8 protein-coding genes and 1 pseudogene are annotated in these 13,014 nt (G+C 70.8%); 5 read left to right on the top strand and 4 right to left on the bottom strand.

The genetic code is table 11. The annotated features are described in order from the left end of the window. Nucleotides 1–117: 117 nt before the first annotated feature. Nucleotides 118–2,079: a PhoX family phosphatase gene (locus O7629_RS24890; RefSeq protein ID WP_278172179.1), complete on the bottom strand. Its 1,962-nt coding sequence runs from the start codon at nt 2,077–2,079 to the stop codon at nt 118–120. 337 nt (nt 2,080–2,416) lie between these two features. Between O7629_RS24890 and O7629_RS24885 the strand changes: the two genes are divergently transcribed. Next, nucleotides 2,417–6,802 carry an ExeM/NucH family extracellular endonuclease gene (locus O7629_RS24885; RefSeq protein WP_278172178.1) on the top strand — a complete coding sequence of 1,462 codons (4,386 nt, stop codon included), beginning with the start codon at nt 2,417–2,419 and terminating at the stop codon, nt 6,800–6,802. Nucleotides 6,803–6,915: 113 nt separating this feature from the next. Here the strand turns inward: O7629_RS24885 and O7629_RS24880 are convergent, their stop codons facing one another. Further along, the gene (locus O7629_RS24880; protein WP_278172177.1) at nt 6,916–7,356 is read right to left on the bottom strand and encodes a DoxX family protein; all 441 of its coding nucleotides are present in this window, start codon (nt 7,354–7,356) and stop codon (nt 6,916–6,918) included. 260 nt (nt 7,357–7,616) lie between these two features. On the opposite strand from O7629_RS24880, the gene O7629_RS24875 reads away from it, so the two are divergent. The 3 genes from O7629_RS24875 (at nt 7,617) to O7629_RS24865 (ending at nt 9,201) form a co-directional block, all read left to right on the top strand. Then, complete coding sequence (locus O7629_RS24875) at nt 7,617–7,982, top strand: STAS domain-containing protein (RefSeq protein ID WP_278172176.1); 366 nt, start codon at nt 7,617–7,619, stop codon at nt 7,980–7,982. Beyond that, nucleotides 7,979–8,725 (top strand): ATP-binding protein, encoded by a 747-nt coding sequence (locus O7629_RS24870; RefSeq protein ID WP_278172174.1) that lies wholly within the window; start codon nt 7,979–7,981, stop codon nt 8,723–8,725. The genes O7629_RS24875 and O7629_RS24870 overlap by 4 nt, the downstream gene beginning before the upstream one ends. Nucleotides 8,726–8,793: 68 nt before the next feature. Then, complete coding sequence (locus O7629_RS24865; RefSeq protein ID WP_278172172.1) at nt 8,794–9,201, top strand: four-helix bundle copper-binding protein; 408 nt, start codon at nt 8,794–8,796, stop codon at nt 9,199–9,201. Between the two features lie 40 nt (nt 9,202–9,241). Here O7629_RS24865 and O7629_RS24860 read toward each other — a convergent pair whose 3' ends face one another. Beyond that, entirely contained in the window at nt 9,242–10,909 is a 1,668-nt protein-coding gene (locus O7629_RS24860; protein ID WP_278172171.1) for a DUF885 domain-containing protein, read from the bottom strand. A gap of 58 nt (nt 10,910–10,967) precedes the next feature. On the opposite strand from O7629_RS24860, the pseudogene O7629_RS24855 reads away from it, so the two are divergent. Continuing rightward, nucleotides 10,968–11,876: pseudogene (locus O7629_RS24855) on the top strand (DMT family transporter); the annotation flags it as partial. Between the two features lie 48 nt (nt 11,877–11,924). On the opposite strand, the gene O7629_RS24850 reads toward O7629_RS24855, so the two are convergent. Beyond that, nucleotides 11,925–13,010 carry a PHP domain-containing protein gene (locus O7629_RS24850; RefSeq protein ID WP_278172170.1) on the bottom strand — a complete coding sequence of 362 codons (1,086 nt, stop codon included), beginning with the start codon at nt 13,008–13,010 and terminating at the stop codon, nt 11,925–11,927. Nucleotides 13,011–13,014: the final 4 nt, after the last annotated feature.

The raw sequence follows: 13,014 nt of genomic DNA, 5'->3' as shown, positions 1-13,014 counted from the left end.
CCGGTCGAGGGAGATCCTGGCACGACGACGGGAGCCGCGACCGGTCGGCGAGATCGGCCGCGGCTCCCGGAGCCCGTACGTCGGGCTCGGATGATGAGCAGGGGTGGACCGGAGCGGTCAGCTGCCGATGACGCCGCCGTCGGCCTTGCGGATGACCACGGTCGCCGACCGGGGCCGGCCGGCCGGGTCGAAGTCGGGCCAGTTGCTCACCGCCCGCGGGTCCTCCGGCGTCGGGCTGCCCCAGTACGTCGTGGACTCGCCCGGATGCTGCACGTTGATGAACATGGTCCGCTGGTCCGGGGTGGTGACCACCCCGGTGATCTCCGCGCCGCGCGGGCCGACCAGAAACCGCCGGACCTCCCCGGTACGCGGGTCGGCGGCCAGCATCGCGTTGTTGCCGATGTTGTCGTGGCCCCGGTCCGCCCGGTTCTGCGTCGAGTTCGACACGTCGGTCTGAATCCACAGCCGCCCGTCGCCGTCGAACCAGATCCCGTCCGGCGAGCCGAAGATATTCGTCTCGTCGAGCTGCACCTGCGGGTCGTACGCCGGGTCACCGGCCAGCATGAACACGTCCCACTCGAAGCTGGTCGCGGTGTTGTCGCGGCCGCGCTCGCGCCAGCGGACGATGTGCCCGTACGGGTTCGGGGTACGCGGGTTGACCGCACCGGGCCAGCCGGTGCCGTTGGTCAGGGTCAGGTAGACGTCGTTGTTCTTCGGATTGACCGCCACCCACTCCGGACGGTCCAGCGGGGTGGCGCCGACCGCGTCGGCCGCCTCCCGGGTACGCAGCAGCACGTCGGCCTGGTCCTGCCAGCCGTTCGCCCTGGTCAGCGGCCCCTTGCCGTACTTCAGCGGCAGCCAGACGCCCGTGCCGTCGTCGTCGAACCGGGCGACGTAGAGCGTGCCGTGGTCCAGCGGGCTGCGGCCCAGCGCCCGCTGCATCCGCCACGGACCGTCACCGACGAACTTGTAGAGATAGTCACCGTCCTGGTCGTCGCCGCTGTAGACGACGACCCGACCGCGCGACTCCCAGAAGGTGGCACCTTCGTGCTTGAACCGACCGAGGGCGGTCCGCTTCACCGGGGTGGAGCGGGGGTTCATCGGATCGATCTCGACCAGCCACCCGAAGCGGTTCAGCTCGTTGGGATTGCGGGCCACGTCGAAGCGCGGGTCGGCCAGATGCCAGCGGTAGCCGAACCCGGCGGCGTTGACCCCGTACCGGGCCTGCTCCGGCGTCGGCGACCACTGCGGGTCCTCGGTGCCGAAGTACCCGTTCCAGTTCTCCTCGCAGGCCACGTAGGTGCCCCACGGGGTGGCCCCGTGCGAGCAGTTGTTCAACGTACCCATCGGGGGGTTGTTCGAGCGCAGCGCCGGGTGCCGGCCGGACACCGGTCCGGAGAAGGCGACCGGGGTGGTGCCGGTGACCCGACGGTTGAACCGCGAGTCGACGTTGCGCCACCTGCCCCGCGACAGCTCCACCTCCACGACGCTGACCCCGTGACCGGCGAGTGCCTTGTCGACCTTCTCCCGGGTCATCTCCGCGTCGCCGTCGGGGTAGAGCAGGGTCCGGTCGATGTACTCGTGGTTGAGCACCAGCAGGCCTCGGCGGCTGCCCAGCGGGCCGCGACCGAGCGGGAAGAAGTGCATGCCGTCGTGGTGGCTGCCCACCTGCTCGGCCTGTTCGGCGGCGGTGTTCGTGGCGTCTTTGCGCCAGGCCGGTCCCCGGCTGTGCAGCGGGGTGCCCCACGGGATGAGCACGTCGGCGGTGTAGCCCGGCGGGACGGTGATGGCGTCGTCGGTGTTCGGCAGCACCGGGTCGAAACCGAGCAGACCGCGCCGGCCGGGCCTGCCGTGCCCGTGCCCGTGGCGGTCCCCGCCGGCGCTGGCCGGCGCGTCGGTGCCGAGGGCGCCGCCGGCCGCACCGAGGAAGGCCGCGGCGGCGATCACCGTACCGCTGCGGACGATGTCGCGGCGGCCGGCGCGGGCGGCGAGCACCTCCCGGAACGGACGGTTGCCGGAAGGGTTCGAACTGATGTCGTCCGGATCGGTATGGACGTGGCTGTCATGGTCGATTGACATGTCGATCCTCGCTCGGTCGGAAGCGGGCCGCCCGGTCCGGTGCCGTGTCGTGCGCGGCGCGCGGACCGGATCTGCCAGGGCGGTCCGGGCTGGACGGCGTCGCTGGCACCGGGACGGTATGCAGCGGACCGGGACCGTCCGCGAACGCGGGTGCGACCTGCCGGCGACGTCGAGATGAACGATCGATGTCCTGACCTGGGATGTCGCCGAACCGTCCCTTGTCACGAAGGGGTAACGGGACCCGAATGTTTAGCGGGTCACCACCGACCCGTCTGTGCTTCGAAACCCGCGTCTCCTAGATTTACTTGACTCACCCTCTGACCGGAGGAACGCCTACATGCGCCAGCACAGACGCATAGCCACCTGGAAATTCATCACCGCGGTCGTGGGGGCCGGCGCGCTCAGCGTGCCCGGCAGCGCCGCCGCCATGGCCGCCCCGGCCGCCGGTGACCCGTTCATCAGCGAGATCCACTACGACAACGCCGGCACCGACACCGGCGAGGCGATCGAGATCGAGGCCCCGGTCGACTTCGACCTGACCGGTTGGCAGATCGTTCTCTACAACGGATCCAACGGCACCGTCTACGACACCCGTACGTTGGCCGGTACCGTCGCCGCGGCCGGTGTCGCCGTCGCCGAATACCCCGCCAACGGGATCCAGAACGGGTCGCCGGACGCGGTCGCCCTGGTCGACCCGGCCGGAGCCGTCGTCGAGTTCCTCAGCTACGAGGGCACCCTGACCGCGGCCGGCGGCCCGGCCGACGGTGCGACCAGTGTCGACATCGGCGTCGCCGAGACCTCCGACACCCCGGTCGGGCACTCGCTGCAGAAGGTCGACGGCGACTGGCAGCAGCCCGCCGCCGACACCTTCGGCGTCCGCAACGGGACCGGCGACCCCGACCCTGACCCCGACCCCGAGCTGGGCTGCGACGTCGCGGTGACGAACAGCATCGCGGAGGTGCAGGGCACCGGTGACAGCACGCCGCTGGCCGGCACCGAGGTCACCGTCGAGGGCATCGTCGTCGCCGACCACCGCGTGGGCGGCTACAACGGCGTCTACCTGCAGACCGCCGGCACCGGCGGGTCCCGTACGGCTGCCGCCGGCACCGCCAGCGACGGCATCTTCGTCTACCTGACCAACGACCCGGCCAACCACCCGGGGGTCGCCATCGGTGACCGGGTGCGGGTCACCGGCGACGCCGGTGAGTACTTCGGACTGACCCAGGTGAGCATCGGCGCGCGGACCGACGTGCAGATCTGTGACCGGGACAACCCGCTGCCCACCCCGGTCGCGCTGACCCTGCCGCTGGCCGCCGCCGACCGGGAGTCCGTCGAGTCGATGCTGGTGGCCCCGGTCGGCGACTACGCCGTCGCCGAGGTCTACAACACCAACCGGTACGGCGAGGTCGTGCTCACCGCCGGTGACGCCCCGGCGGTCATCCCGACCGACGTGGCGCAGCCGGGCAGCGCTCAGGCCGAGCAGCTCGCCACCGACAACCGGCTCAACCGGATCCTGGTCGACGACGCCCGGACCACCAACCTGGCCAGCGCCGGCATCGCCCCGCCGTACGTCTCGCCGGACCAGCCGCTACGGGTCGGCGACTCGGTCGAGGCGTTCGGGCCGAGCGTGCTGTCGTACGGCTTCGACGAGTGGCGGCTGCAGCCGACCCTGCCGGTCGACGCGGACACCCCGGCCGCCGAGCGGACCACGTTCAAGGTGACCAATCCGCGTACCGCCGCCCCGGCTCCGGTCGGTGGCGACATCCGGGTGGCCAGCTTCAACGTGCTCAACTACTTCGTCCACTTCGGTGGCGACGCGCGCGGCGCGGCGGACGAGGCCGCGCTGGCCAAGCAGGAGGCGAAGATCGTCTCGGCGATCACCGCGCTGGACGCGCACGTGGTCGGACTGCAGGAGATCGAGAACTCGGTGCGGTTCGCGCCGGGCGAGCCGGAGAAGGCACTGATCCGGCTGGTCGGCGCGCTGAACGCTGCCGACGGGGCCGGGACCTGGGACTACGTCCGCTCCCCGGCGGACCTGCCGGGCGCCGCCCAGCAGGACTTCATCAGCAACGCGATCATCTTCAAGCCGGCTGCGGTGACCCCGGTCGGGCCGTCCCGGTCGGTCGACGACGAGAGCGTCTGGTTCAACGCGCGGGAGCCGATCGCGCAGACGTTCACCGCCGACGAGCTGACCTTCACCGTGGTGGCCAACCACTTCAAGTCGAAGAGCACCTCGACGCCGCCGACCGGCGACAACGTCGACGCCGGCGACGGGCAGGGCGCGTACAACGGTGACCGGACCCGGCAGGCCGCCGCGCTGGCCGACTTCGTCGACGATCTGGTGGCCGACAGCGGCAGCGACGAGGTGCTGCTGCTGGGCGACTTCAACTCGTACACCCAGGAGGACCCGATGCGGGCCCTCTACGACGCCGACTACGTCAACCTGAACGACACCGGACGCAGCACCTACGTGTTCGCCGGTGAGTCGGGTTCGCTGGACCACGCGCTGGCCTCGCCGTCGCTGGCCGACCGGGTCACCGGGGCCGACGTCTGGCAGATCAACGCGGTCGAGTCGTACGCCTTCCAGTACAACGGCTTCCCGACCTTCTTCGACCCGGGTCCGTTCCGGGCCAGCGACCACAACCCGATGATCATCGGGCTGGACACCGGCGCCGACGGTCCGACCGAGCTGCAGCTGCTGGGGATCAACGACTTCCACGGCCGGCTCGAATCCGTCGGTACCCTCGACGGGCAGCCGGTCGGCGGTGCGGCCCAGGTGGCCGGGCTGGTCGACCAGTACCGGGCGACCAACCCGAACACGGTGTTCGTCTCGGCCGGCGACAACATCGGCGCGTCGACGTTCGTCTCGGCGATCGACGACGACAACCCCACCCTCGACGTGCTCAACGCCGCCGACCTCGACGTGACGGCGGTCGGCAACCACGAGTTCGACAAGGGCATGGCGGATCTGACCGACCGGGTCATCCCCCGTTCGGACTTCCCGCAACTGGGCGCCAACGTGTACCGCGACGACGAGCGGGCGCTGCCGGCGTACCACGTGCAGGAGATCGGTGGGATCCGGGTCGGCTACATCGGCGTGGTCACCGAGCAGACCGCCGTGATGGTCAGCCCGGACGGCATCGCCGGGATCACCTTCCGCCCGGCGGCGGCCGAGGCCGACCTGGTCGCCACCGCGCTCAAGGACGGCGACGAGAGCAACGGCGAGGCGGACGTGGTGGTGCTGCTCACCCACGAGGGCGCGGCCACGGAGAACATCGACTCGCCCGAGGCGCTGATGAGCGACCCGGTGTTCGGTCCGTTCACCCGGACGGTTCCGGAGATCGACGTCATCTTCAGCGGGCACACCCACCAGCCGTACGCCTTCGAGGTGCCGGTGCCCGGCACCGACGAGACCCGGCCGGTGCTGCAGGCCGAGGACTACGGCAAGAAGCTCGGCCGGGTCGTGCTGCAGGTGGACGTCGAGGCGGGAACGGTCGAGACGGACACCGTCGAGATCGTCGACGTGGTCGGTGCGCCGGTCAACCAGGAGGTCGCCGACATCGTGGCGGCGGCGAAGGCCAACGCCGAGGTGCTCGGCCAGCAGCCGCTGGGCTCGATCACCGCCGACATCACCCGGGCGTACACCAACGGCAACGAGGACCGGGGCAAGGAGTCGGTGCTCGGCAACTTCATCGCCGACGTTCAGCTCGCCGGAACCCGGGAGCCGGGTCGGGGTGGTGCGCAGATCGCCTTCATGAACCCGGGCGGGCTGCGGGCCGACCTGTTGTACGGCGAGGACGGGGTGATCACCTTCGCGGAGGCGTTCTCGACCCAGCCGTTCGCCAACGACATGGTCACCCGGACCTACACCGGTGCCCAGGTCAAGCAGGTGCTGGAGGAGCAGTGGCAGCCGGCCGGGGCGTCGCGTCCGCTGCTGTGGCTCGGCGTGTCGGAGGGCTTCTTCTACACGTACGACCCGACGTTGCCGCAGGGCGAGCGGATCACCTCGATGACCCTCAACGGTCAGCCGGTGTCGCCGACCGGGACCTACCGGGTCACGGTCAACTCGTTCCTGGCGGCGGGTGGCGACAACTTCACCACCCTGGCCGACGGCACGGACAGCTCGACCACCGGTGACAACGACCTGACCATGCTGGTCGCGTACTTCGCCGAGAACTCGCCAATCACCGCGGACACCGAGTCGCGGTCGGCGATCGGCCAGCCCGAACCGACCTGCGACGTGACGGTCACCGGCACGCACGACGGCGGGCTGATCGTCAAGGCGGAGATGACCTACTGCCTGGAGTCGGCGACGGTCAACGGCCCGGTCACGGTCCGCCCGGGTGCGACGCTGATCGCCACCGACGGTGCGATCAACGGTCCGCTCACCGCGAACCGTCCGGCGGCGGTCAGCTTCACCGGCACGAGCGTCTCCGGGCCGCTGGCCCTGTTGCGCGCGACCGGGGCGGTGACGCTGACCGGGGTGACCATCCGGGGCCCGCTGGAGGTGACCGGCGGTGACGGCGGTCTGCGGCTGGATGGCGCTGACATCTCCGGTCCGGTCCGGCTGGTCAACAACAAGCACGACGAGTTGCCGGTGGTGGTCGCGGGGAACACGATCCGCGGCCCGCTGCACTGCCAGGGCAACAGCCCGATGCCGGTCGACGAGGACCGGGTGAACACGGTGCAGGGCCCGGTGTCCGGGCAGTGCGCCCGGCTGTGAGCCGCCCGGTTCGACCCTGAGAAGCAGCACCGAGAAACGGTACGGCCCGGCGGACCAGTCAAGGTCCGCCGGGCCGTACCGGTCTTTCCGGGGGTCCGGCTACCGCCGGGTGGTCAGACGGTCGCCGGCTCCGGGGCGGGAACGGCAGCCGTCCGGCGTCGACTCAACATGGCGTCGAGCGAGTACCGGCCTGGCCCCAGCGCGGCCACCAGCAGGAACGCCCAGCAGAACAGCGCGGCGAGCTCGCCGCCGTTGTTCTGCGGGAGAAGTGCGTCCGGCTGATGGACCACGAAGTAGGCGTACGCCATCGATCCGGAACAGATGACGGCGGCCACCCGGGTGCCGAGTCCGGTGAGGACCAACAGACCGCCGACGAGCTGGATCAGCGCGGCCCACCAGCCGGGCCAGACGCCGATCTCCAGTGCCTCGCCGGTGCCCCGGAAGCCGCCGAAGATCCCGAAGATCGAGGCGGCACCGCGTAGGGTGAACAGCAGACCGACCACCACGCGGAACAGCGTGGGGACGATCTCCGGCAGGCGGGTGAATACGGGCATGGGGACTCCTCGTGAACTTGGGAACACTGGTCCCACGGCGCCCGGATCGTATCGACCGAGATGAAACTCAGTCAACGATTTCTCACTCAGTGTGATGATCGACTAGGTGATCCGCTAACCCGGATCGGCGGTCTCCCGGTCTGTCCCCAGCAGGCGGGTGGCGTCGCGTAGGCTGGGCGCTTCGAGCAGCCCAACTCCGCCGCGCGGGCCTACGGGCGCCACCGCAGGTCGGAGTCGCGACCCGCCAGACGGAGACCAGCATGCACGAGATCCGGGTGTCGTCACCCGAAGCCGGGCACTGCGTCATCGAAGCCTCCGGCGAGCTGGACATGACCGCGACCGGAGAGCTCAGTGCTGCCGTGCAAGTGGTCGACCGGAGGCAGGCGACCTGGATTATCGTCGACCTGGACGCCGTCACACTGATCGATTCGAGTGCGGTCAAGGAACTGGTCGACGCGCATCACGCGGCCGCCGGTCAGGGTCAGATCCTGATAGTCCGCAACCCGCAGCCGATCGTCGCCCGGGTGCTGCGGGTAACCGGAGTCGCGCCACTGCTGGGCATCGCGCCGCAGGAGCACACCGGAACCGTCTACGGTGGTAGACCGGACAACGGGGCCCACGGGTGAACACCCTCACCTGGCTGGTGGCGCGTGACTTCGCCAGCGGTGTCACCCGGATCCGGCTGACCGGCGCGTTGACCGACACCGAACTGGTCCGGCTCGCCCCGGTGCTGCGCCGCTGCCTGCTGGAGGAGCCGTTGGCGCTGCTCGTCGAGCTGGACGAGGTGACCGTGGCCAGCCCGATCGGGCTGCGGGTCTTCGCCATCGTGCAGGGCGGCGACGCCAGCCACCGTCCGGTGGTGCACCTGTGTGCCCGGCCGGACTCACCCACCGGCCGGCTCGCCCGGCACAGCATCAGCGGTCTGGTGAGTGTGCAGGACAGCGTGATCGACGCCACCAAACTGGTCGAATCAGCACCAAGGTCCCCGTACCGGTGGCACGAGTACCTGCCCCCGCACCCGCACTCGCCGGGACAGGCCCGCCGGCTGATCGGCGGTGCCTGCCGCTCGTGGCACCTGACCGCTCTGGTCGACGAGGCGATGGTGATCGGTTCCGAGCTGGTCAGTAACGCGGTCGAACATGCCGGCACCGAGCTGGACGTCACCACCACCCGGCAGGCCGGAGCGATCCGGATCAGCGTCCGCGACCGCGCTGCCGAGCTGCCCCGACCGGCCACCGGGCCCCGGCCCGGGCCGGCACCCGGCCGTGGTCGAGGGCTGGCCATCATCGAGGCGCTCGCCAGCGACTGGGGGTACGCCGGATTCGCCGACGGCAAGACGGTCTGGGCGGCACTGCGGCTGCCCGACTGACCGGGGCGGTGTTAGTCGGGCCGGGCAGCGGGTACCCGACCTCAACGGTCACACCTGTGGAGGTCACCATGACGCAAGCAACCGAGATGCTGGAAACCTATCCGCTCGATCTGGGACACGTCGACCAGCAGGCACTCGCCGACTGCATCGACGCCTGCTTCGACTGCGCTCAGGCCTGCACCGCCTGCGCTGATGCGTGCCTGAGCGAGGACACGGTCGCCGAACTGGTCAAGTGCATCCGCACCAATCTCGACTGCGCCGACATCTGTGCCACCACCGGCCGGGTGCTCTCCCGGCACACCGGCTACGACGCGAACACCACCAGGGTGATGCTGCAGGCATGCATCCAGGCATGCCGTTCGTGCGGCGAGGAGTGCCAGGCACACGCCAGCGAGCACGAGCACTGCCAGGTCTGCGCCGAGGCCTGCCGTCGGTGCGAGCAGGCCTGCCGGGACCTGATGGCCGCGCTCGGCTGAGCCGGCCCCCAGCCCCCGGCGTGGCCCGCCGGGCGGGTGGTCAGATCCGGGCCAGCGCGGTCCGCAGCGGGTCGAGACCGAGTACGCCCAGGTTCAGCGCTGCCTGATGGAACTCCTTGAGGTCGAAGGCGGCACCCTTGCGGGCCTGGGCGTCGGCTCGGGCCTGCAGCCAGATCCGCTCCCCGACCTTGTACGCCGCCGCCTGCCCCGGCCAGCCGAGATACCGGTCCAGCTCGAACCGCAGGATCTCGTCCGGGAGTTGGCAGTGCGCCCGCAGGAACTGCCACGCCAGCTCCGGAGTCCACCGCTCGCCGGGATGGAAGTTGAACGAGTTCGGCGGGATGGTCAACTGCAGGTGCAGGCCGATGTCCACGATCACCCGGGCCGCCCGCAGCGCCTGCCCGTCCAGCATGCCGAGCCGGTCACCGGGGTCGGCCAGGTAGCCCAACTCGTCCATCAGCCGTTCCGCGTACAGCGCCCAGCCCTCGCTGTGCCCGGAACACCAGCAGAGTAGCCGCTGCCAGCGGTTGAGCAGATCGGCACGGACCTGCGTCTGACCGATCTGCAGATGATGTCCGGGCACCCCTTCGTGGTAGACCGTGGTCACCTCCCGCCAGGTCGAGAACTCGGTCAGCCCGTGCGGCACCGCCCACCACATCCGGCCCGGTCGCGAGAAGTCCTCACTCGGCCCGGTGTAGTAGATGCCGCCGTCGCTGGTCGGTGCGAGGCAGCACTCGATCCGCCGGATCTGCTGTGGTATGTCGAAATGGGAGCCGTGCAGGTCCTCAACGGCCTTGTCGGCCAACGCCTGCATCCAGTCGCGGAACGCCTCACCACCGGCGATGGTCCGCGCCGGGTCGGCGTCCAGGGCGCGTACCGCGTCGTCGATGCTGGCGCCGTGCCCGGCGATCTCGGCGGCGACCCGGCGCATCTCCTGCTCGATGCGATCCAACTCGAAGAAGCCCCAGGCGTACGTCTCGTCCAGGTCGATCCGCGCGCCGAGGAAGTACTGGGAGGCGAGCTCGTAGCGGTCCCGCCCGGCGGCCTCGGTGTCCCGCCCCAACGGGGCCAGCTCGGTACGCAGGAACTGGCCGAACGCGATGGTCGCCGCAGTGGCCGCCGAGGCCGCGCGGCGCAGGTCCGCGGTGAGCGTGGCCGGAGCGGCCAGCCGGCCGACCAGGGCATGGAAGAAGTCGTCCGCTTCCGGATCGGTCCAGACGTCGCACTGGTCGGCGACCTTGAGCATCTGCGCCCGGGGGGCCGCGTGCCCGGCCCGGGCCGCGTCCAGCAGGGTGACCCGTACCTGGTCAAGAGACTGTGGATAGTTGTCCAGCCGGGCGGCGATGTTGGCCACTGCCTCGGTGCCCTCGGTCGGCATCAGGTCGAAGACCTGGCGCAGATGGTGCAGACCGCTGGTGATGACGCTCAGCTCGCTGGTCTCCTCGCCCGCCTCGTAGCGGGCCAGCTCCAGGCCGAGCCGCTCCGCCATCGCGTCCCGGGCCACCCGTTCGGCCTCCGACTCCGGGTCGGCGACATCGAGCTGCCGCAACGTCTCGCGGGTCAGGGCGGCGCGTTCGGCGTATCCGTCCGGTGACAGGTCGTCGAGCTGGTCGTCGTGCCCGGTGATGCCGGCGTAGGTGGCTCCGATCGGATTCAGCCGCGCCCACCGCTCGACAAAGCTGTTGCTGATGTCATCCACACGTCCCATGCTGATGACCCTACGCGGCAGGTCGGTGGGGCCGGCGCATCCGAAAGGTGGAACGGGCATGCAGGAACCCGGCCCGGCCGGCCCACCAATCGGTCCGCGGCTCGCCAGCTGGCTGCCCGGCTTCCTGCTGCTCGCCGGCATCTGGGGCACCAGTTTCCTGCTGATCAAGATCGGGGTCGCCGAGCTGCATCCGATCCACGTGACCCTGGCCCGGGTCGCCGCCGGCGCGCTCACCCTGCTGATCGTGTTGCCACTGGTCGGCGACCGGCTGCCCCGGGATCCGTGGCTGTGGCTGCACCAGTGCGTCGTCGCGGCGGTCGGGGTCGCCCTGCCGTTCACCCTCATCGGGTACGGGGAGCAGCGGATCCCGTCGCTGCTCGCCGGCATCTGGAACGCCACCACCCCACTGATCGCCCTGCCGCTGGCGGCGCTGGTGTTCCGTACCGAGGCGATGACGGCCCGCCGGCTGGCCGGCACCGGGTTGGGCTTCGTCGGAGTGCTGGTGGTGCTCGGGGTCTGGCAGGGCGTCGGCGGGGGACAGTTCGCCGGGCAGTTGATGTGTCTCGGCGCGGCCGCCTGCTATGGCGCGACGATCCCGTACCAGAAGCGGTTTGTCGCCGGCCGGTCCGACAGTGGCGTCGCGCTCGCCGCGACCCAGCTGATCCTGGCCACCGGCCAGTTGGCCGTCGTCGCACCGATCGTCGCCGGGGCCCCGCCGACGCCGACCCGGCTCTCCCCGGCGGTGATCGTGAGCGTGCTGATTCTTGGCGCGGTCGGCACCGGTCTGGCCTTCGTGATCCACATGCGCAACATCCGGCTGGTCGGGGCCAGTACGGCGGCCACCGTCACCTATGTCGTGCCGGTCGTCGCGGTCGCCGCAGGGGTGTCGGTCCTCGGCGAGCGGCTGGTCTGGCACCAGCCGGTCGGGGCGCTGATCGTGCTGGCCGGGGTGGCCATCGCACAGGGCACCGGGCTGCCCCGACCGGCCCGCTCCGGCCCGCTGCCGGACAGTGGTTCAGTGATGGGCGGCGGCCCAGTCGACCAGCTCCCCGGCCGACCAGGTGTTGACCACCCGGTCGGCGTCGACACCGCAGAGCGCGGCCCGGGCGCACCCGAACCGCTGCCAGTCGAGCTGACCCGGCGCGTGGGCGTCGGTGTCGATGGCGAACAGGCAGCCGGTCTCGACCGCTAGCCGGATCAGCCGCTTCGGCGGGTCCTGCCGCTCCGGCCGGGAGTTGATCTCGACGGCCTTGCCGTGTTCGGCGCAGGCGGCAAAGACCGCTTCGGCGTCGAAGTCGCTTGGCGGCCGGGACCGCCGTCGGTGGCCGCGGTCGCCGGGGCCGGTCACCCCCGGCGGCCGGGACGTGACCATCCGACCGGTGCAGTGACCGAGGATGTCCAGCCGGGGGTTGGCGACCGCGGTCAGCATCCGCCGGGTCATTCGTGCCCGGTCGTCACGCAGATTGGCGTGCACCGAGCCGACCACCACGTCGAGCCGGTCGAGCAGTTCGTCGGACTGGTCGAGGGAGCCGTCCGGCAGGATGTCCACCTCGATGCCGGTGAGGATCCGGAACCCCTCCGGCAGGGCGGCGTTGAGCGCCGCGACGTGGTCGAGTTGGCGGCGCAGACGGGAGGCAGTCAACCCGCGGGCGACCGTGAGCCGGGGCGAATGATCGGTCAGCACCAGGTACTCGTGGCCCAGCTCGACCGCGGCCAACGCCATCTCCTCGATCGGCGAACCGCCGTCGGACCAGTCCGAGTGGGTGTGGCAGTCGCCGCGCAGCGCGGCGCGCAGTGCCGCCGCCGCCTCGTCCAGGTCGGTGCCCTCGGTAGCGAGCAGCCGGCGCAGATAGACCGGCTCCTCGCCGGCCAGCGACTCGGCCACACACCGGGCGGTCACCTCGCCTACCCCGGCGAGCTCGGTCAACGTGCCGGCGTCAGCCCGCTGCGACAACTCGGCAGCGGGCAGTCCGGCCAGTGCCGTGGCGGCGGACCGGAACGCGCGTACCCGGTAGGTCGCCTCGTTGGCCCGCTCCAGCAGGAAAGCGATCCGACGAAGGTCGGCGATCGGGTCCCGGGCATTGCTCACACCGGTCACCATAGGC

This window comes from Solwaraspora sp. WMMD792 (assembly GCF_029626105.1).
In the GTDB taxonomy this organism is placed as follows: Bacteria; Actinomycetota; Actinomycetes; order Mycobacteriales; family Micromonosporaceae; genus Micromonospora_E.
Note: the sequence above shows the minus strand (reverse complement) of the source record. Positions and strands in the feature narration are given on the sequence as shown.

Excerpts from the sequence above, each read along its gene's own strand:
- O7629_RS24890 (WP_278172179.1), bottom strand. The coding sequence starts at position 2,079 with ATGTCAATCGACCATGACAGCCACGTCCATACCGATCCGGACGACATC.
- O7629_RS24865 (WP_278172172.1), top strand. The coding sequence starts at position 8,794 with ATGACGCAAGCAACCGAGATGCTGGAAACCTATCCGCTCGATCTGGGA.
- O7629_RS24885 (WP_278172178.1), top strand. The coding sequence starts at position 2,417 with ATGCGCCAGCACAGACGCATAGCCACCTGGAAATTCATCACCGCGGTC.
- O7629_RS24880 (WP_278172177.1), bottom strand. The coding sequence starts at position 7,356 with ATGCCCGTATTCACCCGCCTGCCGGAGATCGTCCCCACGCTGTTCCGC.
- O7629_RS24850 (WP_278172170.1), bottom strand. The coding sequence starts at position 13,010 with ATGGTGACCGGTGTGAGCAATGCCCGGGACCCGATCGCCGACCTTCGT.
- O7629_RS24875 (WP_278172176.1), top strand. The coding sequence starts at position 7,617 with ATGCACGAGATCCGGGTGTCGTCACCCGAAGCCGGGCACTGCGTCATC.
- O7629_RS24860 (WP_278172171.1), bottom strand. The coding sequence starts at position 10,909 with ATGGGACGTGTGGATGACATCAGCAACAGCTTTGTCGAGCGGTGGGCG.